Genomic DNA, 23,078 nt, shown 5'->3' on the forward strand with positions numbered 1-23,078 from the left:
TTAGGAGCGATCGCACATATTTCTTAACTTTAGATGCAGTCACTACACTCTCGAATTGATACAAATTGTAGAGTTTCAAGGTGTTAATCATCTATTGTACCTAAAATTTAAATAAAGACAATCTGTAAAAGTCTTTTGCCGGAAAGACCAATCTCCGATCGGGCAAAAGGCTTTTTTATCGCATGATCCACTTGAGGGAGAAGCTGCATGGGCATTGCCACTGTTAACCCAGCAACCGGAGAAACTTGCCAAACGTTTTCGGCGCTGACAGATGCTGAACTAGAGAAGAAATTAGCTTTAGCACAACAAGCCTTTTTAGAGTATCGGCAGACCTCTTTTGACCAAAGAGCGACTTGGTTAAAGCAAACGGCGGACATTGTGGAAGCCGAAGCGGAAAAGTTTGGCAAAATTATTACCTTAGAAATGGGGAAACCCGTAAAACAAGCGATCGCCGAAGTGAAAAAATGCGCCCTCGTTTGTCGCTACTATGCCGATCACGCCGAAGAGTTTCTCAGCCCCACCTATACTGAAACTGATGCCAGTCAAAGCTTTGTGGCTTACCATCCCCTGGGGGCTATTTTAACGGTGATGCCTTGGAATTTCCCCTTCTGGCAAGTGTTCCGGTTTGCGGCTCCGGCCCTGATGGCGGGTAATGTGGGACTGCTCAAACATGCCTCTAATGTGCCCCAATGTGCGATCGCCCTGGAAGAAATTTTTACCCAAGGCGGTTTCCCCCCTGGAGCCTTCCAAACCCTGCTAGTCGGTGCGGATAAGGTGGCCCAAATTGTGGCCGATGATCGAGTAAAAGCGGCGACTTTAACCGGCTCGGAACCCGCAGGAGCCAGTTTAGCCTCCATTGCCGGAAAACACATTAAAAAAACCGTCCTCGAACTCGGTGGTACTGACCCCTTTATTGTCCTAGAGAGCGCCGATCTCGATGCTGCTGTGGCTACTGCGGTGACGGCGAGACTGCAAAACAATGGTCAGTCCTGCATTGCCGCTAAACGGTTTATTGTGGTGGAGGCGATCGCCGATCGTTTCCAAAATGCCCTGGTAGAAAAATACCGGCAACTCAGTATCGGTGACCCCATGGACGAGGCTAATGATATTGGCCCCCTGGCGACCCCCAGTATCCTGAAAGAAGTGGATCAACTGGTGCAAGCCTGTGTGAGTCAAGGTGCAGAAGTTCTCATCGGTGGCCAAGCTCTGAGCGATCGCCCCGGAAACTACTACCCGCCCACCATTTTAGCCAACATTCCCCCCGGCACTCCCGCCGACACCGAAGAATTTTTCGGCCCCGTTGCCCTCCTGTTCCGGGTTAAAGACATCGACGAAGCCATTACCCTGGCGAACTCCACCTCCCTAGGACTAGGAGCAAGTGCTTGGACAACTAACGAACAAGAGTGCGATCGCCTCATTCGCGACCTCGAAGCGGGAGCCGTCTTCATCAATGGTATGGTAAAATCCGACCCCCGTCTCCCCTTCGGTGGCATTAAGCGATCGGGCTACGGCCGAGAACTGAGCGTCGAAGGTATCCGCGAATTTGTCAACCTCAAAACCGTTTGGATCAAGTAGGGGCAAGGGAATAGGGAATAGGGAAACCCCCCCTGTGTCCCCCCAAGGGGGGAAGGGAATAGGGAATAGGAAAAACAGTGTTTTCCCCATCTCCCCATCTCCTCATCTCCCCATCTCCCCATTCCCCCATCCCCCACTCCCCCATCCCCCTATCCCATTACTATTTCCCATGAATACCGCAGAATTACTCATCCGTTGTTTAGAAAACGAAGGCGTTAAATACATCTTTGGACTCCCTGGAGAAGAAAACATGGCAGTGCTAAAAGCACTCACAAACTCCACCATCCAATTTATTACCACCCGCCACGAACAAGGCGCAGCCTTCATGGCCGATGTTTATGGCCGTCTCACGGGTAAAGCCGGTATTTGTCTGTCCACCCTCGGCCCCGGAGCCACCAACCTGATGACCGGGGTTGCCGATGCCAACCTCGATGGCGCTCCCCTAGTCGCCATTACCGGCCAAGTGGGTACAGACCGAATGCACATTGAATCCCATCAATACCTGGATTTGGTTTCCATGTTTACGGCGGTTACCAAATGGAATACCCAAATTGTCCGCCCTAGCAATACCAGGGAAATTGTGCGCCGCGCCTTCAAAATTGCCCAAACGGAAAAACCCGGTGCAGTCCATATTGATTTACCGGAAAATATTGCCGACATGCCCGCAGAAGGTGACCCCTTAAAACGAGACAAAAAAGATAAGTTCTATGCCGCTTATCATAGTCTCAATGAAGCGGCTTTAGTGATTTCTAAAGCCAAGTTTCCCATGATTTTAGTGGGCAATGGAGCGATTCGCGCCAATGCCAGCGAAGCCTTAACGGAGTTTGCTACCCATTTGAATATTCCGGTGGCTAATACGTTTATGGGTAAGGGGGCAATTCCCTATAGTCATCCCTTATCCTTGTGGACAACGGGATTAAAGCAACGGGATTTTATTAGTTGTGCGTTTGATCGCACGGATTTAGTGATTGCCATTGGTTATGACCTGATTGAATATTCCCCGAAAAAATGGAATCCTAATAAAAACATTCCCATCGTTCATATTGGGGCAAAACCGGCTGAAATTGATAGCAGCTATATTCCCGAAGTGGAAGTGGTGGGAGATATTTCGGATGCGCTGTTGGAAATTTTGCGGCGCTGCGAGCGATCGGAAAAACCCGATCCTTATATTCATCAACTGCGATCGGAAATTCGCGAAGATTACGAACAATATGCCAACGATCCAGGGTTCCCGGTGAAACCGCAAAAAATTGTGTATGATTTGCGGCAAGTGATGGGGCCCGAAGATGTGGTTATTTCTGATGTGGGCGCTCATAAAATGTGGATGGCTCGCCATTATCACTGCGATCGCCCCAACACCTGTATTATTTCCAACGGATTTGCCGCCATGGGCATTGCCATTCCAGGGGCGATCGCCGCTAAATTAGTGTATCCCGATCATAAGGTAGTCGCAGTCACCGGTGATGGGGGCTTCATGATGAACTGTCAGGAGCTAGAAACCGCTCTAAGAGTGAAAACTCCCTTTGTTACCATTATCTTTAATGATGGGGGGTATGGCTTAATTGAGTGGAAACAGGAAGACCAATATGGGGAATCAGCATTCATTAAGTTTACCAACCCTGACTTCGTTAAATTAGCGGAGAGCATGGGATTAAAAGGATACCGAGTAGATGCTGCGGAAAACTTATTGCCCATCCTCAAAGAAGCCTTAGAACAAGACGTTCCTGCGGTGATTGATTGTCCTGTAGACTATCGAGAAAATGCCCGCTTTAGTAAAAAAGCCGGTGGCTTAAGTTGTAGCATTTAGCCAACTTTAACCTGAGTTCGGAAGAAGCGGAAACCTTGGTTCTACCACCCAATCAGCCGTAAACTGTCTTTAACCCGAACTCAGGTTACCAAGGTTGGGTAGTGGAGTTGAGGCGATCGTACTCCCGTAGTAGAATGTCTTTGATCAGTTCAGGTAACCAGATGGGGTGGTTTAGAAATCATTTTATCTGAAAGCTGATGAGATTTTTACCGTGCGATCGCTAGTCATCATTCATGAAAACGGTAAAATACGAATTCTTAATTTAGACTCATTATAAGCTAAAGATTCTCTCAAATCTTCAGGTTCTAGATAAGGATAGGCTTGTAAAATTTCATCATGAGAAGCACCGGTTGCCATTAAACCTAAAATCATCCCTACCGTGACTCTCATTCCTCGGATACAGGGTTTTCCTCCCATCACTTCTGGGTTAATTGTAATGCGGGTAAGTTGATTCATTGCTCTTAATGATTTTCAAAAGGAATTTGATCTACTCTGTTTTCCATTCCGTTTCTGGAATATTGGCGCTTATCATAATGTTGCGTAGAGTTCCAATAGGGAGGTCTTTTCCTTTATGATAAGGGACAATCGCCTGAAGTTGGTCTTCAGTATTTCTCCACTTACGATGACTTCCTTTTTGTGACACTAACTCAAACCCCTATTCAGTTAAGATACGCTCTACTTGATCGGCGTTCATACGTCGAATACGAGTCATCCTACAGATACCTCTCGCAAAATTGCACCAGATTTCAGTTCAATCTTATCTGGTTCTAGATAAAGGGCTATAGCCTCCCGAATATTCTCTAATGCCTCTGCTTCTGTTTCTCCGGCTGAGACACAACCCGGTAATTCTGGACACCAAACCGCCCAATCATGGGTTTGAGGATCTACTTCTAACACTACCCGCCATTTCATAGGGTTTGACTCTAAAACTTAATCTTCAGTATATTTTACCATGATAGTAACGGCAACTCCATAATGACTGATAGAGTCAGAATCCTGCTCACTCGATAAATGGGTATAAATTTCTGTGATTTGTTCGGGAGATTCTATAACTAGCTTGAGTAATTCGATTAGGGGTTGATTGAGATCATTTAGCCAAAAGCGATGAAATATCTTCGGCAGCAGTACAAAGACTAATCGCGGCAGTACCGGCAAATGGCTCCACTAATCTATCTATAGCTAGTCTAAATGAGTTGTGCAACAGACAATGCCCTCTCCCTAAATCCCTCTCCCGCGGGAGAGGGACTTTTTCCCCCTTCTCCCGCGGGAGAAGGCTTGCCCTGAGCGAAGCCGAAGGGGGGCAGGGGGATGAGGGGCAGCCATTACATAATTCATTTAGGTTTGCTATATTGGGTTGGGAAAAAACTGTAGAATCTGTCTGGCTAGAGTTCTTTTGCTTCCCTGATATTGAACCAGATGGGGCGGTTTTGAAATCATGAAGTGGCAATTGGAGGATTTCCCGTATTCTATCATGATACAGATCCGAACTCCAATTCATCAAGAAGGTGATTTAAGTTTATGAGTTCCTTTCGCTTCCGCTTCTCTAGCTTTGATAAGATCAATCGCTTTGGCCATCAAAAGCATCCATTATTTCATCTATATCATTAGTTATATTAACTTTTTTTCCCTATTATTTTAGAAATTTGTTGATATCTTCTCCAGATCGATTCTCGACCATCCTGGCCTCGACCACCATAGTCCATGATTATTCCAGATCCAGTTGGCAACATAATCTTTATCTCATACCCATTATAACCATCTTCATCTTGAGTTTGAGTGTCAATGAAATGAACGCTGATCTCGGAAAAAGGATAAGATTTTACTGATTTTTTGAAAATCCACCAATTATATTCGATTATGTCGAGGGTACGAGTAGAGCGATCTAATTGTATTTGTTCCGATACTCCTACTCCTACCCAAATACGTCCTGTAAATATCATTATCAATAATGCACAAGATCCAATAATAAGAATTTTTACGCCAAAGAATAATGAGCATATAAATAATATACTGATAAAAATCTGACAAATCCCAAATAAATATTAATGGAATATTAATGGCTGATTTATGGTTTTACGCTCTCTGGCACAATTGTAGCAAGCGAAAAACTTAACGGAACGTTACAATCGTTAATGTTCCCTTGTTCACTGCTCAGATCATGGCTCAGTCTCACTCCTCCTCTAAGCCTCGCTGTATCGTTGTTGGTGCGGGTATTGGCGGCTTAACCACTGCCGCGCTCCTGGCTCGTCGGGGGTATTCGGTGCTGATCCTGGATCAAGCCATTGTGCCGGGGGGATGTGCTTCGACGTTTAAGCGGCGCGGGTTTACGTTTGATGTGGGAGCGACGCAGGTGGCGGGTTTGGAGCCGGGGGGAATTCATCATCGGATTTTTCAGGAACTGGAGATCGAGCTACCGGAGGCAACGCCTTGCGATCCGGCTTGTGCGGTGTTTTTGCCGGGGGAAAAAGAACCGATTTCTGTGTGGCGAGATCCTCTGAAATGGCAACAGGAACGGCAGCGACAGTTTCCGGGAAGCGAACCGTTTTGGCAGTTGATGAATACGCTATTTCAAGCCAGTTGGCGGTTTCAGGGGCGAGATCCGGTGCTGCCTCCGCGAGATTGGTGGGATTTGTGGCAATTAGTGCAGGCGATGCGCCCGGATACGTTGATTACTGTGCCGTTTGCGCTGTTGACGGTGTGGGATGCACTGAGGTTGATGGGGGTGGGGAAAGACGATCGCCTGAAAACCTTCCTCGATCTGCAACTGAAACTCTATTCCCAAGTGGATACCACGGAAACCGCCCTCTTGTATGCTGCAACCGCTCTGGGTGTTTCCCAGAAACCCCAAGGCTTGTATCATTTGCAAGGAAGTATGCAAGTCTTGAGCGATCGCCTCGTCGCTTCCCTAGAACGAGATGGCGCTACCCTCCTCATGCGCCACACCGTCGAGGAAATCGAAACCAAAAATGGGCGAGTTACCGGCGTGCGTATTCGCAACCTTAAAACCGAGGAAACTTGGAGCGAAAATGCGGATCATGTCGTGGCCAATGTCACCATTCACAACTTAGTGCAACTGTTAAACTCTGACGATCTAGCCACCAAAATATACGCCAACGGCTATAGCCAGCGCCTCAAGCAAGTCCCCTCACCCAGTGGCGCATTTGTCGTCTATCTGGGAGTCGAACAAGCCGCTATTCCTGAAAATTGCCCGCCCCACCTACAATTTTTGTATGATACTGATGGCCCCATTGGGGAGAATAATTCCCTGTTTGTCTCCGTCAGTCATCCGGGAGATGGACGCGCACCAGACGGAAAAGCCACCATTACCGCCTCTTCCTTTACGGATACGGAGCAATGGTGGAACGGTGCAGACTATGAGCAACTGAAGAAACAGTTTACCGAAGCGGCGATCGCCCGCTTAAGTCAGTATTTCCACTTAACTCCAGAGACCCTTATCCACGTCGAAGCAGCCACACCAAGAACCTTTGCCTATTTTACCGGGCGCGATCGCGGTATAGTCGGCGGCATGGGACAACGGCTAACCACCTTTGGCCCCTTCGGCTTTGCCAACCGCACCCCCATCGGTAACCTGTGGCTCGTCGGAGACTCCACCCACCCCGGAGAAGGAACCGCAGGAGTCTCCTATTCTGCCTTAACCGTAGTTCGCCAGATTGAGGCCTTACAAGCCTGAATTGTGATTATTGGGATAGGCTAAAACCCTAGGGCTATCTTGAGTTCTCAATCCTATCCCTCACGACTATAGTTAATTCGATTAAGGTTGATACACAACAGTTTATCTATAACAACGATATCTGTAGGGGCGAACGGCCGTTCGCCCCTACAATTATGTCCCACTGTTAAGCGAATCGACTATATTGTCGTAAACTCATGCAGCCTAAGCGTTTTTCTTTCTCAGCAAGCCAGCAGTAAAGAGTCCTCCAACAGCCAGAAGAGTCAAAAGGCTGGTGGGTTCAGGAGTAGACACAGGAAACTCTTCATCGATATAGAAATTATCCATACCAAAACAATCTACTGCATTACCGACAGTGAAAGAAAACCAATCAATGTTATCAAAGTTGCCATCCAGGAAAACTTGAGCGCTTGGATCGGAAAAACCCCAATCATTAGACGGTAATAATTCGGAGTAGCCATTGGAAGAATTAATATAGGCTTGTTCGTTACCCGATGCCCAGCCCCCACCATGATCCGTATTACTGGTCAAGGTAAAATAGTTCAGGTCGAATGTTGCACCATCAACTCTAGAAACTCGAATTTCAGTGGTTTCACCATAATTCCCTGTTTCCCAGTGAGCATGGATCACATCGTTTCCAGGGCCGTAGTAGTCTCCAATATGATAGCTAAATGGATTATTAGAACCCCCCATGAAGTCTAATTTGAACCCATCTTCAACATAATAATCAACTTGCTCAAATCGATCCAATCCTTCGGTGGTTTGAACAACAGTTCCATTCAAGAAGTAAACATCACCGCCTGTAAAATCGATGATGGCAGCAGAAGAGGAGTAGGCCGTACCCAAAACTGTGAGACCCGTTAATGAGAGGGTTAATAAACTGAAAGCTGAATTTTGCATCGGTTTTACTTCATAACATATGAAGTGATCAAGTGTACAATCTGTGGCTATCCAGACTCTCACACCAAACTTACTGAGTTAATTCACTTATTGTCCTGGTAATTCCGCAAGAAAAATGTAAACTTATGTTAATATTTTCGATTGATCGCCCGTTTAAGTCAGTATTTCCACTTAAATCCAGAGACCATTATCCACCTCGAAGCCGCCACACCGAGAACCTTTGCCCATTTTACCGGGCGTGATCGCGGTATAGTGGGCGGTATGGGACAACGCCTAACCACTTTCGGCCCCTTCGGCTTTGCCAACCGCACCCCCATCGGTAACCTGTGGCTCGTCGGAGACTCCACCCACCCCGGAGAAGGAACCGCAGGCGTATCCTATTCTGCCTTAACTGTGGTTCGCCAGATTGAGATCCAGTCCAGTTCAATCAAAAACCCGTAATATCAAATCTGATTCAACCGCTATGATTACCAATCATCGTAGGGTGGGCAGGAGGAGTCCGCAACATCCTTCAAATTCCACTGCTGTCGATATCGTCAAACAGTTGCCATTTCAGTTTCTTCTTAATTTCTTGCCATAATCTCTCTATCGGGTTCACTTGTGGACTATACGCTGGCTGAAATAGAAGCATAATATTTTCGGGGATTTCTAGCTCTGACCACTTATAGCGCTTCGCGCTAGGGAATAGGGAATAGGGAGTGGGCTATACACATCGATCTTTACCAGGGACTCCCGACTACGGTAAACCCAGCCCAATGAAACGGATGGGACAGGGAACGAGAATCATCCCTATTTTTCAATTGAGAAACCACGGTTTCAGGGAGGGCAACCCGGTTATGGGGGGTGACTAATTCGCCGTTTTCGATAAAAATTTCCCCTCGTAACATCGCCAGTTGCGCCTGACGCAGGGCTTCGGCTTTGATGGGTTCGGTTTGCAGATATTCGTAAAATGCGGTCATTAATACCACCGTGGATAAATCGTCTACTTTCCAGAGACTGGCGACTGAAGATTTGACTCCGGCACGGATGGCTAACCCAGCAAAGCCCAGTTCTGCGTCTAAATCTCCGATCGCCGTTTGGCAAGCACTGAGTACCAAAAGCTCAACCTGTGGCTCCTCATGCCAGTCAAACTCACGCAGGGTTTCTAAGCTAATGGTTTGATCCCAAAATTCCAGTTGGGTACTATCCCTATTTTTAAAATTGGCATGGGTTGCCAGATGAACGATATCATAGCGACGGCTGAGGCGCTGGGTTTTCATCCTCTCTAGGGTAAAGTCTTCATTTAAGAAGCGATCGCTATGCCAATTTCCACTGCCAATCATTTCTAACTCTAAGGGTACACTGGGCAGAGGATCGCGATCAATGGCATTGGGAAATTCAGACGCTCCCATGGCTAAAACGCTGGCATTTTCTAGCCCTTCATACGTGGAATTGGTTAAAGTGACGCTGGGAATTAGAGCAATATTATACTTCTCAATCAGGAACTGTTCCCCATCATGCAACATCCCCAAGGGAATCGATCGCAACCCATTATCAACGCTAAACATGAGGGTATCAATCCCTTGCGCTTCCATCTGTTCTTCTAAGGGAGAAATCAGCGCTTTATATGCTTTCTGTGCAGTCACTAAAGTGGGATTTTTTCCCCTACTGCCCTCCAATTCCTCGTAAATGGCTTTAGCAATTCTCTGTGGGTTGTTTGATACATTATGGCCGAACAGGTGATTGACATCTACCGTTGTCGCCTTAGCTACTCCTTCAGAGGTAACTAACACGAGAACCAGTTGCCCCTCTAATTTGACTCCTTCTCGGTCAACATTCGGATGGGAGAGAGCATAGACGACTGCCGGTTTATTGCCAGTTTGCGCCTCGATTGTACTGAGCATATCCTTGATTCCGGCGATCGTCACAATCTCCGACGGGTCTTTTTTCACATATTGGCTATACTCTTCCGTCATCAATTGATCCAACTCTTGCAACCGTTGATCCCAGGTTTCCTGTATCCCTTCCCACTCTAAATTCAGAGACGCTAAATCAATCGCAAACCGATCCAACTCGCTCAAATTAGATGTTACAGAAGATGAGGGGGTATTTACTGGATTCATCGCGATCGCTCTCTGAGGTTGCGGTTGTAGTTGCACCGCAATTTCCGTCTCAATTTGCGGTTCTACCACCGGGTTTTGTTCCTGATTAACACTTTCCAGAGCTTGCGGTTCTCCTTCATTTGCCGTTTCCGTTGTCAAAACCGAATTGACATCTGAAATTGCGATCTGTCCAGGATTTCCCAATTGAGAAGAAACATCAATTTCTCCAAAAAACACATTGCCCAGATCAGAATTTAACAAAACATTGCCGCCATTCCCTTGAATCGTACTGGCATTAATATCGCCCACATTAATATCGAGAAGTGCCTGAATATCCACATTTCCCGCATTACCAATATTGGCAAACGTATTAATATCCCCAGTCGTGATACTGCTACCGCTACTAGAGAGCGCCACATTACCCCCATTTCCTACAGTCAAAGATGGCGTATTCAAATCAGCCGTTTGTATCGCTTGCTGTGCATCTAAAGCAATGTTTCCTCCATCTCCAATATTCGCCGAAGTATCAATCACATTCGTCTGAATTCCCCCACCACTACTGCTTCCCGCCACATCTCCTCCATCTCCAATAACCAAGGAAGGCGTGCGAACATCTCCAACTTGAATTCCTCCTGGTGCAGTAATCGTAACATTTCCCCCATTTCCACCTAAGACACCAGAGAGGATAGACGGAACATCAAAATTACGATCGGCTGTTATCTCCACTGGACTCACCACTTGGAACGTTGCCCCACCTCCATCAGGGTTGTCATTAATTATTACTGTAGTAGTTCCAGTAAGCTCATCCCCCTCTGCATCTGTAAGAATAACCTCAATCTCGTCGGAATCTACTGGATCTTCAGTACCTGGATCTTCAATGCCTGAATCGCCAGTACCTGAATCACCAGTGCCTGAATCGCCAGTACCTGGATCTTCAATGCCTGAATCGCCAGTACCTGGATCTTCAATGCCTGAATCGCCAGTACCTGGATCTTCAATGCCTGAATCGCCAATGCCTGAATCACCAGTACCTGGATCTTCAATGCCTGAATCACCAGTACCTGAATCGCCAGTACCTGGATCGCCAGTACCTGGATCTTCAATGCCTGAATCGCCAATGCCTGAATCACCAGTACCTGAATCGCCAGTACCTGAATCGCTAGTGCCTGAATCTACTGGTGTTGATTGGGGAATATCGAAATTAAGGGTTATCTCTTGTCCTGTGATAGTGAAAGTTATAGTACCACTAATGACATTGCCATTGGTGTCACAAGTTAGGCTGCTATTACAGAAATGAGCAATATTATGTTCTAAAAGATTACGTGGAGTAGGTGCAAGAATAAATTTACCATTCGTTGAGGTAATCGTAATCTCACCTGCCTGTCCTGCGGTACTTCCCGACCAAACGTATCCAGTAGGGAGCGTACTACTATTGGTTCCAAGCGTAATATCTCCATCGGTTTGAATCGTAATATCTCCGGCATCGCCTGAACCAAAAACACCGGAAATAATATTATTAGCAGTGAGCGTGCCTCTTTTACTGGTAATAGAAATATCTGCACCATTGCTTTGACCTCCTCTCGATGTCAATGCGCCACTAGCAACATTTCCTCCAAGGTCAATATCGTCCCCAGCAATGAGCGTTATTTTTCCACCATTTCCTGATGTTTCGGCGATGGAACGAATACTTCCATCAATCGTAATCTTTTCTCCAGCTTCTATGAAAACGTCGCCACCGTCCCCGGATTCAACATAGGATTGAACAAGACCATTGATGGTAATATCACCTTGGTTAGCACGAAGCGTAATGGAGCCACCATCTCCATAGGTAGTCTGTAACAAGCTGTTCTTAGTACCCACTCCTCCTATAGTCATATCCCCTTCATGACTGATAACTGTGACATTGCCACCATTACCGCCTTGAGCATCAGATGAGGTAGAAATCTCTGATGGAATGTCAATATTTCCCTGGACATCAATATCAATGGTTCCTCCATTGGCGTTAGTAGCAGAAGTATCTTCTACCCTCGCTCTAACAAAAGAGAGATTTAAGTCCCCACCACTATTAATATCAACATTTCCGGCATGATCGAATAAAGAAGAGGTTTCAATGTTCTCAATATCAACATGATTCTCGCTGTTGATGACTACATCTCCTCCTTGGTAATCAGAAGAGGTTGTGTTAATTTCTCCAGCTTGAATCTTACCCGTAGCATCAAGGGTTACACTTCCGCTATTTCGGCTGTCTGATGAAGTGATAATATTACCCAGAGTTAAGTCATATCCAGAAATAGTCACTGAACCTTGGGTGCGGATCGTGTCACCAGAGTTCATGGAAAATGAGCCACTGCCATCCTTATCTTGATCCGCCGTAAAGGTGAGCGAATGAGTAAATGATTCATCCCCCAAAACATCATTGCTTAGGTCTTCAATGGTGATATTATTTGTGGCTTCAATGGTGATATGACCATTTTGCAACATTTGTTCTAGTTTTTCTTCGGAAATAATCCAATCTGCACCTGGATCGTCACTGAATAAAATTTCATTTTTATTAAATTTTGAATCATCCGGGCCATTGTTACCATCGATAATGGTGACGTTTTTGGGATCGATTAAAAGTTGTCCGGTGTCTCCGTTATTTGCACTTAAATCCACGTCTCCATCAACTCTCAGGGCGTTGCGACTGGAAATTTCGGCAAAACCGCCATCTCCACCTTCTACACCGCCAGGAGCGCTAATTGTTCCGTCAAATTGAGTCAGGTTTTCTGACCAAATGAAGATGTTTCCACCGTCTCCTAATTGTTCAGATCCGGCATTGAGGATCGAGTTTTCATTGATGTAGGTAATGTCGGCGGTGGGAAAGGTGGGATTTCCCTTAAAGTCGCCGCCAATTCTCAGGGTTCCACCGTCGAAGAGTCCGGAAACATCTAGGGTTGCGTCAATGACTCCGATGCGGTCTCCCATAATGTTAATTGTGCCGCCATTTTCGCTGGCGGTGTTGAGGGTTCCGGAGATGATGGAGACTCCGTTAATGTTGGGGATTTCTACGCCACTGCTGGAGAGGACAATTTGTCCTTGTTCGTTGATTTCTAATTGATTGGCATGATTGAGGCCGGAATGGGTGAGGAGTTCGGGGAGGTTGAGGGGCGTGATTTCGGGTTCTTGGCGCTCATCTTCTAGGGGAATATCGAGGCTTAGGAGATGACCTTCTTGGGTAATTCTGATGATTTGTTGGTCGGGAATGGCGACGATATTGATAGTTCCCCCAGGGGCTTCTAAGGTTCCGAGGTTGATGACGTTTGCGCCCATTAAGGTGAGATTGGAACCTTCGGAAAGTTTGAGATCTCCAAAGTTGACGATACTGCCAGAGCCGTTGACATCGAAGCGAAATTCGTTGGGAGTGCCGACCAGTTGACTCCAGTTATTGTCGCCTACTGCGTTAAACCATTGACCATTGCCAAAGCCGATTCCGGTGGCGGTTGTGGCGGTGAAATCGGCGGGAATGTTGAGTTGGGCGTTGGGGCCGAATACAATTCCGGCGGGGTTCATGAGGTAGAGGTTGGAGTTGCCGCCGGTAACTTGAATTAAACCGTTAATAATAGAAGGATCGCCGCCGTTAATTCGGCCTAAGATATTCTGAATTTGAGGATTGCTGATAAAGTTGGCAATTTGTCCTTGGGATAATCCGAGTTGTTGAAAGGTATGGAAGAGGTTGCGCCCGTTTCCGGAGAGTTGTCCGCCTTGAATGTTGAATTGATTGCCTTGATGATTGACGATGGTTCCTGTGCCGTCCATGGCGGGGACAATGTTTTGGGCGAGGGTTTTATGGCTGAGGAGAGAAAGGGTAAGGGTAAGGAGGGTGAATATATTCAGTTTCATTATTTTTAGGTAGATACAAGGTTAAGGGTTAGGGGTGAGTATTGAAAGTGCCCTCTCCCTTTCATGTCCGCTTTGCGGAAAATCCCTCTCCCACGGGAGAGGGACTTTTCTCCCCTTCTCCCTTCGACTTCGCTCAGGGCAGCGCCTGTGGGAGAAGGGGCTGGGGGATGAGGGCAAGTTTTGAGGCGTTGAGGATTCATTTAAAGGGTTTGTAGATGCAAAGGTAGGGGAGAGATAACCCTAGAGTAAAACGATCGCTCCTTCAATCAAACCGTAAGATTGAGTAATTTATTCATGAAGGAATAATCAAGTGAGCGTAGTTTTACTCAGGGTTCAGCCAATACAAAAAATAAGGAGAAGGTAACCGGGGATTAGGCGACTAAATCCTTCTTGAATAAGGGCATTCCTGAAGGCGATCGCACTAATTCACCCTGTTCATTTTTTTCTATATCACAAAATTGGAATTCTCCTGACTCATTTTTTTGTAAATGGAGCTTGCCATTCACCACTTGATAAACGGGGGGATGGAATTGGGCGATGCCTTGATATTCGACAATGTTGCCGGTGGAGTCGCGGACGACGGGACAGGTGACGAGTTTTCCTTGTTGATCGAAGACAAATTCTTGGGTTTGGGGATCGCGTAGGGGGGTTGGATAAATGGGTAATCCGGATTCGGTTTTAATCAATTCTCCGGATGCATCGGTTAAGGGAAAGATGAAGACGGGATCGCCTTGCTCGTCGTGGATTAAATCCCCACTGGCGGTATCTCGGAGAGGAATAGCATCGGGATGGGGAGGGGGAGGTGTATCCAGTTCGGGATAGGGAGGATGCAAGCGGGGCAGCTCTGCACTGGGGGTGAGCTGGTAATGTTTGGTAAATTGGACGGCAGCTTGGGTAAATCCAGAGCGTTTGAGTAGGGCTTGAATTCCGCTTTGATCGGCGCTGATGAGTAAGTCGATATCGGTGACGTTGAGTTCTTCGGCTTTGGCGATCGCCGTTTTTGCTAAACTGGCGATCGCATCCCCTTGCCGATGCTCCGGTTTCACATACAATCCCAGCACGGAACCCACCCGACGGGAAATAAACGGACTCTCTAAATCTTGATCCACCGCCAAAGTCTCCGGTAACTCTGGAGGGGGAGCTTCATCATAGAAGTAAATAATCAAGCAACCGGCGATCGCCCCTTCAACCTCCAAAACCCACGCATAGGTAAGGGGTTTAGCCAGTTGATGGCGAATATAAGCATAAAAATCAAAATTCGGTTTTACCCGCATAGACGGGTCAATTTGCTGGCGCTCTGAGGCAAATTCAGCCCATAAGGGGGCGATCGCCTCTGCATCCTCTAGAGTAGCCAGTCGATAGCTATAATTCATAGTCTCATCCCTCATCAAAGTTTGTGTGCTTCTATAGGGATCTCTGTTTTTTCAGGGCGATTTTATGCAAATCCCCGAAAATTGTAACAAAACGTTACAATTTATTGGGGGAGATGGGAACACCCATTACCCATTACCCAATAACTAACTTCTGACTTTTTTTCCAAGCTAAACAGATGGGGCTTATGAATGCCATAACCCTGAGCATAGTTAATCCCCAAAGCTTGCACTTGCTCCAGGATTTCTTGATTTTCAATCGATTCAGCGATCGTCTTTAACCCCATCACTTGGGCAATGCGCTGAATAGACTCGACCATCACCCGATTAATTGGATCGTTAATCAAACTTTTAATAAACGTCCCATCAATTTTCAAATAATCAATCGGTAATTGTTTCAGATAAGTAAACGAAGACATGCCACTGCCAAAATCATCCAACGCAAACTGACATCCCAACTCTTTTAATTCCGTAATAAACCTAACCGCCTGGTTTAAGTGAGTAATCGCCACCGTTTCCGTAATCTCAAACCCAATGATGGAGGGCGGAATGTGATGTAACCAAAATTGTTCTTTGAGAAACTCTAAAAATGAAAAATCATTAAAGCTTGCTCCTGATAAATTGACTAAATAAATTGGCTTGCCAAGGCGAGTGGATTTACTTGCCGCTCCTTCACTGTTCCGAGCTGATAACTGTTTAAATAGATTACGAATCACCCATCGATCGATTTCTGGCATCAGATCGTAACGTTCTGCTGCCGGGAGGAATGCCATAGGCGGAATTAAAGTTCCACTAGCATCAATCATACGGATAAATAATTCACCACAGGGGCGAATCTTAGCCTCAGAATTAAGGGAAATAATCTGTTGAATATACAAGCAGAATTGATTTTCTTCTAAAGCTTGATTAATGCGAGCGACCCATTGCATATCACCTTGGCGTTTAACCACCTCTCGATCTTCAATTTGATAGATGTGAATGCGGTTGCGCCCCCCATCTTTAGCTGCATACATGGCCGTATCGGCTGCACTCAGGGCAATATGTTCATTTTCAATCGATCGATCGATTGGCACTAAGCCAATACTGACTCCTATCGTAAATAGTTTATCTTCCCAAACAAATCGAAACGCTTGAATCGTTTCAATGATTTTCTGGGCTACTTTTTGCCCTTCACCAAGAGAACAGTAATGCAACAATAACCCAAATTCATCACCGCCTAAGCGGGCAAACGTATCGGTTTTACGAATTTTACTTTGGAGAATTCCAGTAATTTGGCGCAGGAGGTGATCGCCAGCAGAATGGCCACAGGTATCATTGACAATTTTGAATTGGTCTAAGTCTAAATAGCATAAAATATGCTGTTGGTTCAGTTGATGGGTTTCCCGGATAGCCGCCTTGAGACATTGCTCAAATTCCCGTCGATTAATTAAACCCGTGAGCGGATCGTGGCTGGCTTGCCAAGAGAGTTGATGGGCAAGCTTACGGGCTGAGGTGACATCTCGGCAAACAATGACGGTTCCAACAATGCGATCGCCCTTTAAGCGGATGGGAGCAATGGAGAGTTCGATGATATAGGGTTGGCGATCGCTCTTAGAATACAGGGTGTAGTTAGAGACTTTAATGATCCTGCCCGTCGTTAGGCTTTGATGGATCAGGATTTGAATCGGTTTTTGGTTAACATCGTTGGTGGAGAAAATTTCACTGAGTGATTTGCCTTGAGTGACCCGACTGGTTAAACCAATCAGTTTTTCAGCAACTGGGTTAAGAGATTGAATTTGGTGATGGATATTGGTGACAATAACCGCATCCCCAATGGAGTTGAGCGTAATTTGAGCCAGCTCCTTTTCTTGCTGAAGCGCTTGTTCTAGGTTCCGGCGATCGCTAATTTCTTGTTGCAGACGCACATTGGTTTGCACCAAGTCGCTAGTGCGCTGAATCACTCGCTGCTCTAGGGTTTCATTCGCTTTCCGCAGGGCATCAGAAGCTTGCTTGCGTTCAATGGCATAATACAGAGATCTCGTCAGCAACTCCGTATTTAACTGGCGTTTAATCAAATAATCCTGCGCCCCTTGACGCACCGCATCGACCGCCAAGGCACTATCTGTATTATTGGTCAGTACAATAATCGGCACATCTGGCGCTTTCTCCATTAGAGGACTCAACGACTCTAGTCCTTGAGCATCCGGTAAACTCAGATCCAGTAAGACCACCTTAAATCCTTGCTCTTCTAGTTCCTTGAGTGCCTCTGACAACCGACTCACATGGGTCACCTCAACCTCCATTGAGGATGCTTGTTTCAAACGCTCCTGTAGCAGACGAGCTTCAGCGCGATTGTCTTCAATTAACAGAATTTGAATTAAGGGATCTTCCACAGTGCATCACCCTTGTTTAAAAAAAATAGTAGCCTAGACTACTTTTGGGCTTACCTCCACATTTTAGAACACTTTTTATCAACCATGAAATTAAATTTATCCCCTCTTTACAAAACTTAACCTTCACGTCAAAACCCTAGGGGATCAAGCAACGGGAAGGCAAACTGTGCGAAACCAAAATGTTTCAATTTGTTGAACCAGATTAAAAAGTTGCTTCAGATTAGTCGGTTTATGAAGATAACAATTAGCATGTAATTTGTAAGTTTCTTGGATATCTTCTGGCCGTTGAGACGTGCTTAAAATTAAGACCGGGATATGTTTAAGTTTTGGATCGGCTTTAATTTCTGCTAACACTTCCCGACCATTTTTTCGGGGTAAATTTAAATCGAGCAGCACCAATTCGGGGAGAACCCTTTCCGTAAACGGAGGTTCAGAGCGCAAATACGCGATCGCATCCACCCCATTACCCACGGCCTCAATCTGATACGGCTCGGTCATATTCTTAAACCCTTCTTGAATTAAACGGACATGGGCCGAATTATCTTCAACCATTAAAATCCGATAAGTGCGATCTAAATTAGTCATTTAAGTTACAGTTTATTCTTTGATTAAAAACTGTTAATTCGTTTTAAGTAATCATAACCATAGAGATTTATTATGTCAAGTCCTAACTCTTGCCAATTGACCGATTCAGCATTTATACAGTCTGTTTAGGGAGAGTGAAGTAAAAGGTTGACCCTACACCGAGTTCCGATTCTACCCATAGTTCTCCTCCGTGGAATTCAACTATTTTTTTACATATTGCTAGTCCAATTCCCGTACCTGGGTATTCTTCACGGGTATGGAGACGCTGGAAAATGGTAAAAATGCGATCGGTCATTTCCAGATCGATACCAATTCCATTATCCTGCACCCAAAATAACCATTCTTCTTTTTTTTCTCGAACTCCAATATGAATCTGGGGAATCCCCTCCTGGTGAAACTTGAGCGCATTACTCATTAAATTTTGAAACAGTTGCGTTAATTGAGTTGGATCGGCCACAATCTCAGGAAGAGAATCATAGGTGATTTTAGCCCCCACTTCGGCAATGCGGATTTGTAAATGATTTAAACTTCGCTTCAGACTCTCTTCTGCATTGACTGCGATCGGTTCTTGCCCTTTTCTGCCTACCCTAGAATAGGCTAACAAATCATCAATCAATCCTTGCATATGATTGACCCCTTCCACCACAAACCCAAGGAAGTCTTTGCCATCTCGATCGAATTGATCTTCATAACGCATTTCCAGCAATTCTACATAACTGCCAATCAGGTTCAAAGGTTCCTGCAAATCATGGGAAGCAATATAAGCAAATTTTTCCAGATCTGCATTAGAGCGCTCTAGCTCTTTCGTCAATTTAGATAATTCATCCACTTGATTTAAAATAATATGAATCAATGATTTGCGTAGCTCTTTCGCTGCTTCGATTTCATGGGGTTCCCACGGCAAAGATTTTCCTCGAATGATTTCTTTCCAGGCTTCAAATGAATTTCGAGGTGATAACTTTAAGTTGTTGTGTTCATCTCTAGTTTCTAGATAGGTCTCGTAGGGATTTCCTCCCCAATGAACTGTCTGTAGCACTTCTGGGCGAAACCAGAGTAGATAGTTGTTTTGGGGGATATGCAGAGCTAACAAACCCACTGCTATGAGGTGAAATGCTTCTGCTTCAGGATAGTCCTGTGATAAATTTTGAGTATAAAACAGAGGATTTTCCCGATCAAGACTGAGCCATTGAATTAACTGTTTAATTTGTTTTGGTTCTGGCGTTACTCCTAGGGTTGTATACGAGCCATTCCAGAAAACTGCTGCTCCTTGGGCGTTGACTAAATCTAATACATTGGGCTGATGTTTGACTAGACCATCAATTAATGTATGATCTTGACCCATGAACGCGAGAATTTGAGATTGAATGCTGGTTGATTCGACTCGATATTCATAGATTTGATGCTCGGTTTTAGTTTTGAGTTCTAAGGAGAACAATTGACAAATAAATTCACCAACTTTTCTGATCTCATGGGGAAGATGCTTGGGGCTATAATGATGGCAAGCGACTAATCCCCATAACTGATTGTCTTTTTTTAAGGAAAAAACCAGGGTAGCGTCAACATCCATATTTTTTAGATATTCCTGATGACAACTGGAAACCCCTCTTAAGGTCGCATAGCTTAAATTCAAATTTCGATCGCCTACGGAGGAGGTATCGGGAAGTATAGGAATCCTGTCTGCTGCTACATCAGGAATTAACCTGACCCAAATTTTTTCTAGTATTGCTAAGGTCGGCTGGGTATCTTGTCGGGGAAAATGTAAACCGAGGAAGGGGTCTAGATCGGCGTTTTTGGCTTCGGCAATTACTTGACCGTTAAAGTCTCGATCGTATTGATAAATCATTACCCGATCGAACTGGGTTATTTTTTTGATTTCTGCTGCTAAAGTTTCACAACATCGCTGCAAGTTGGAGTCAATTTTGAGTTTTTGACTGACTTCTTGCGTGATATCTAATGTAGAGAAAAGGTCGAAAGATTTTACGGATGGAGTTTTCTCAAATTCTAGAATAATTTGATGATCTAGGTTGCGATGAATGAAGACAGGGCGAGATTGAACATTGTGGTGTTGGATGGGAAGTTGGGCATAGACGGGTAGACTGGGAGAGGGGGGTAATTGAGCGATCGCCTCTTTTAAGTGTTCTTCAGCAATCAACCGGTCTACGTTCTGACCAAGTAAGTCGTTCGGAGTCAGTCCGAACAGATCGCCAATGTTCTCACTGACGTAAATCACCCTGAAAGTCTGTTCTTCTAGAGCAATTAAAGCCCCATAGCTTTGAATGGAGCCAATACGAGTAATATCTTGTTCGTAGGGGGGGATTTCTTGGCCATAGTTGAGTAACATGGGATCTTCCAACTCAGTAATCAGGAAGAGCTAGGATTGCAAGTTAAGCATGATTTGGGCGATCGCCAACCCTAGAGCAATTCCCAGCACTCCGATCGTCGCTATGCGATCTAGGGGATTCATCGATAAGCTATATGTTAACATGCCACGACTGTGGCCATAGCCACGCAAACGCATGGCTTGATAGACTCTCTCAGACTGTTCATAGGTTCTCACCAACAGGGTTCCCATTAAAGCGGCTAAGGTTTGAATCTGTCGCCAACTCAAGTGCTTCCCATCAAACCCCCGCAACCGAGAAGCCATTTTCAAGGTTTTCAGGCGATCGCCAAACTCCGTTAAGTAACGATAGCTCAGAAGCATCATATCCCCCAAAACCAACGGCAAACCCAATTGCCCCATCGCCTTAATCATCGTCAAAAATGGCGCTGTACCAAACAAAATCAGCGCCACCACCAAAATACAAACAAAACGCACACTAATTAAAACAACGGCCAAACATCCCTCCAAACGCAATGAAACCAGGCCCCATTCCCACAGCACTGTCTCCCCAGCGATAAAGGGTAAAAAAATGACAATTCCTAACAAAAACCAGCCCGGATAGCGCAAACGTTGGCGCAAAAAAGACCAGGGTAACTGAGATATCATGTATAAAATCCAGGTAATTGCCAACATTACTGGTAACAAGACTAAAGATTGAATCCCTGAGAAAGAAAAAATTAAGCCCATTAATCCAATTAACTTACATCGAGGTTCCCAACGATGTATAGGAGAGTTGAGATCTGCGTAAGTATCCAGTTCTAATTTCATAGGAAATTGGCACTCCAGAAACCTTATAGCGCTTTCCGCTTCGCGGACATGAACGCGCTAGGGAATAGGGAACCCCCCCCTGTGTCCCCCCAAGGGGGGAAGGGAATAGGGAATAGGGTTGTGGTACATGGCTTTGAGCCTTTAAGACTGTACACCATAACAGCGCGAAGCGCTGTATATCAAATCCTTAAGAAAAGGCCTTAAAAAAGACACAAATAACACTAAGATTTAGTCTCCGTGCTTTCTGTGCCTGAACGTTTTTCTCTATATCCTAAGCCCTGTTCGGATTGGCTTTAGGCTAATCTGCGCTTCAATTTCAGATTAAAATTTAATCTCAGGGAAGATGTCAACTCCTACCGGTCTTTTAGTAGTTCCGCGAGCGAGAAAATTTTTCCCGTCTATCTTCACGGGGTTTTGCTTTATTGACTTTAATCTGGCGACCCATCCATTCTGCCCCATCCAGGGTAGAAATGGCACTTTGTTCATCCGATTCATCTTCCATGTCTACAAAGCCAAATCCCCTAATGCGTCCCGTTTCCCGGTCAGTTGGTAAAGTAACACGCTTGACGGAACCGTAGTCGGTAAACACCGTTCTCAGATCTTCTTCTGTGGCATCATAGGATAAATTACCGATATAAATAGTCATGAATTACCTCTAGAATCAATTGCAGGTAACCCTATGAATTGACTGAGTATCATAGGGTTTGAGTCACAAAGGATTCAGTTGCGAAGTCCAATGTTGTTCTGTCTGAATCCTTTATTTTTGATGTTGCGTCTTAGTTGCGTGAGCGAGAAAATCCCCGGTTGTTTGACCGGTTTTCACGGGGTTTGGCTTTATTCACTTTCAAAACCCGCTCCATCCATTCAGCTCCATCGAGTTCATCAATGGCTTTCTCTTCTTCAGCCTCAGTTTGCATTTCCACAAAGCCAAAGCCACGCTTACGTCCAGTTTCACGATCGATGGGTAAACTCACCCGCGTTACACTGCCATATTCAGCAAAGACTTCCCTCACATCATCTTCTTCTAAGTTGTAGGATAAATTTCCAATATAAACGGACACGCGATACCTCCGGAATCAATTAGGTGCAGAAGTTTTTATTCGGAGATACGCCAAGCATTAACACAAACACAGTGATCTACCGATTTTAGCCTTCAGTAGACAGTTTAGCACAGACTAGGGCTGATATTGCCGATCTCTTTAGATTCTTTTTGGCTCCTGCTTTTGGCCAAAATTGGATTGGCGACCTTCCCGATCCAAGACTCACCTGTTTTCGGCGATCGCCTTTCCCTTCTCTGTTCTTCCTGAATCAAGGTAAACATCCCCCACATCAGGTGAGGGACTTAGCGAGAAGCTCCTCGACTGCGGTTATCACGACGGGGTTCACGGGGTTTAGCCTTATTGACTTTAATCACTCTCCCCATCCATTCTGCTCCATCCAGGGTTTCTATGGCCTGTTGCTCTTCGTCTTCCGAACTCATATCTACAAAGGCAAAACCCCGCTTCTTCCCTGTGTCCCGGTCAGTTGGCAGAAAAACCTTGGTCACTGTGCCATAGTCTTGAAAGATCTCCTTAAGATCATCTTCTTCGGCCTGAAAAGAAAGGTTACCAATATATACAGTCATGAACTCACTCTAGAATCAATAGCGTATCGAAGTTTGGATTCGGAGA

19 protein-coding genes and 1 pseudogene are annotated in these 23,078 nt (G+C 45.4%); 4 read left to right on the forward strand and 16 right to left on the reverse strand.

Going from position 1 to position 23,078, the window contains the following annotated elements; all coding sequences use genetic code 11:
* Nucleotides 1-207: 207 nt before the first annotated feature.
* Together PMG25_RS18290 and PMG25_RS18295 are read left to right on the forward strand one after the other, a co-directional pair.
* On the forward strand, nt 208-1,575 hold the full coding sequence (locus PMG25_RS18290; RefSeq protein WP_283768331.1) for an NAD-dependent succinate-semialdehyde dehydrogenase: 1,368 nt from the start codon (nt 208-210) through the stop codon (nt 1,573-1,575).
* 169 nt (nt 1,576-1,744) lie between these two features.
* Nucleotides 1,745-3,382 carry an acetolactate synthase large subunit gene (locus PMG25_RS18295; protein WP_283768332.1) on the forward strand — a complete coding sequence of 546 codons (1,638 nt, stop codon included), beginning with the start codon at nt 1,745-1,747 and terminating at the stop codon, nt 3,380-3,382.
* A 231-nt stretch (nt 3,383-3,613) separates the two neighbouring features.
* On the opposite strand, the gene PMG25_RS18300 is transcribed toward PMG25_RS18295, so the two are convergent.
* From PMG25_RS18300 to PMG25_RS18320, 5 genes are all read right to left on the reverse strand, one after another.
* Entirely contained in the window at nt 3,614-3,838 is a 225-nt protein-coding gene (locus tag PMG25_RS18300; RefSeq protein ID WP_283768333.1) for a DUF433 domain-containing protein, read from the reverse strand.
* Between the two features lie 31 nt (nt 3,839-3,869).
* The gene (locus PMG25_RS18305; RefSeq protein WP_283768334.1) at nt 3,870-4,025 is read right to left on the reverse strand and encodes a type II toxin-antitoxin system HicA family toxin; all 156 of its coding nucleotides are present in this window, start codon (nt 4,023-4,025) and stop codon (nt 3,870-3,872) included.
* A gap of 65 nt (nt 4,026-4,090) precedes the next feature.
* A complete protein-coding gene (locus PMG25_RS18310; protein ID WP_283768335.1) occupies nt 4,091-4,294 on the reverse strand; it encodes a type II toxin-antitoxin system HicB family antitoxin in 204 nt (67 codons plus the stop codon).
* Between the two features lie 18 nt (nt 4,295-4,312).
* Entirely contained in the window at nt 4,313-4,537 is a 225-nt protein-coding gene (locus tag PMG25_RS18315; RefSeq protein ID WP_283768336.1) for a DNA adenine methylase, read from the reverse strand.
* Nucleotides 4,538-4,995: 458 nt separating this feature from the next.
* Nucleotides 4,996-5,322 (reverse strand): hypothetical protein, encoded by a 327-nt coding sequence (locus tag PMG25_RS18320; RefSeq protein ID WP_283768337.1) that lies wholly within the window; start codon nt 5,320-5,322, stop codon nt 4,996-4,998.
* 218 nt (nt 5,323-5,540) lie between these two features.
* On the opposite strand from PMG25_RS18320, the gene crtD reads away from it, so the two are divergent.
* Nucleotides 5,541-7,073, forward strand: coding sequence for a C-3',4' desaturase CrtD (crtD, locus tag PMG25_RS18325; RefSeq protein WP_283768338.1), 1,533 nt, complete (start codon nt 5,541-5,543; stop codon nt 7,071-7,073).
* A 204-nt stretch (nt 7,074-7,277) separates the two neighbouring features.
* On the opposite strand, the gene PMG25_RS18330 is transcribed toward crtD, so the two are convergent.
* Nucleotides 7,278-7,973, reverse strand: a complete 696-nt coding sequence (locus tag PMG25_RS18330) for a hypothetical protein (RefSeq protein WP_283768339.1) — start codon at nt 7,971-7,973, stop codon at nt 7,278-7,280.
* A gap of 144 nt (nt 7,974-8,117) precedes the next feature.
* Here PMG25_RS18330 and PMG25_RS18335 point away from each other — a divergent pair.
* Nucleotides 8,118-8,414, forward strand: a pseudogene (locus tag PMG25_RS18335) (C-3',4' desaturase CrtD); the annotation flags it as partial.
* Between the two features lie 70 nt (nt 8,415-8,484).
* Here the strand turns inward: PMG25_RS18335 and PMG25_RS18340 are convergent.
* From PMG25_RS18340 to rbp (PMG25_RS18385), 10 genes are all read right to left on the reverse strand, one after another.
* Nucleotides 8,485-8,604: a transposase gene (locus tag PMG25_RS18340; RefSeq protein WP_283768341.1), complete on the reverse strand. Its 120-nt coding sequence runs from the start codon at nt 8,602-8,604 to the stop codon at nt 8,485-8,487.
* Nucleotides 8,605-8,692: 88 nt separating this feature from the next.
* Entirely contained in the window at nt 8,693-13,933 is a 5,241-nt protein-coding gene (locus PMG25_RS18345; protein ID WP_283768342.1) for a CHAT domain-containing protein, read from the reverse strand.
* Between the two features lie 371 nt (nt 13,934-14,304).
* Nucleotides 14,305-15,306, reverse strand: a complete 1,002-nt coding sequence (locus PMG25_RS18350) for a GNAT family N-acetyltransferase (RefSeq protein WP_283768343.1) — start codon at nt 15,304-15,306, stop codon at nt 14,305-14,307.
* 101 nt (nt 15,307-15,407) lie between these two features.
* On the reverse strand, nt 15,408-17,675 hold the full coding sequence (locus PMG25_RS18355; protein WP_283768344.1) for an EAL domain-containing protein: 2,268 nt from the start codon (nt 17,673-17,675) through the stop codon (nt 15,408-15,410).
* A gap of 144 nt (nt 17,676-17,819) precedes the next feature.
* Nucleotides 17,820-18,260 (reverse strand): response regulator, encoded by a 441-nt coding sequence (locus tag PMG25_RS18360; protein WP_283768345.1) that lies wholly within the window; start codon nt 18,258-18,260, stop codon nt 17,820-17,822.
* 112 nt (nt 18,261-18,372) lie between these two features.
* On the reverse strand, nt 18,373-20,601 hold the full coding sequence (locus PMG25_RS18365) for an ATP-binding protein (RefSeq protein ID WP_283768346.1): 2,229 nt from the start codon (nt 20,599-20,601) through the stop codon (nt 18,373-18,375).
* A gap of 30 nt (nt 20,602-20,631) precedes the next feature.
* Nucleotides 20,632-21,408, reverse strand: coding sequence for a cobalt ECF transporter T component CbiQ (gene cbiQ, locus PMG25_RS18370; RefSeq protein ID WP_283768347.1), 777 nt, complete (start codon nt 21,406-21,408; stop codon nt 20,632-20,634).
* A 364-nt stretch (nt 21,409-21,772) separates the two neighbouring features.
* The gene (gene rbp, locus PMG25_RS18375; protein WP_283768348.1) at nt 21,773-22,054 is read right to left on the reverse strand and encodes an RNA-binding regulator; all 282 of its coding nucleotides are present in this window, start codon (nt 22,052-22,054) and stop codon (nt 21,773-21,775) included.
* A gap of 130 nt (nt 22,055-22,184) precedes the next feature.
* On the reverse strand, nt 22,185-22,469 hold the full coding sequence (gene rbp / locus PMG25_RS18380; protein WP_283768349.1) for an RNA-binding regulator: 285 nt from the start codon (nt 22,467-22,469) through the stop codon (nt 22,185-22,187).
* A gap of 281 nt (nt 22,470-22,750) precedes the next feature.
* Nucleotides 22,751-23,032: an RNA-binding regulator gene (rbp, locus tag PMG25_RS18385; protein ID WP_283768350.1), complete on the reverse strand. Its 282-nt coding sequence runs from the start codon at nt 23,030-23,032 to the stop codon at nt 22,751-22,753.
* Nucleotides 23,033-23,078: the final 46 nt, after the last annotated feature.

This window comes from Roseofilum capinflatum BLCC-M114, from assembly GCF_030068505.1.
GTDB lineage: Bacteria > Cyanobacteriota > Cyanobacteriia > Cyanobacteriales > Desertifilaceae > Roseofilum > Roseofilum capinflatum.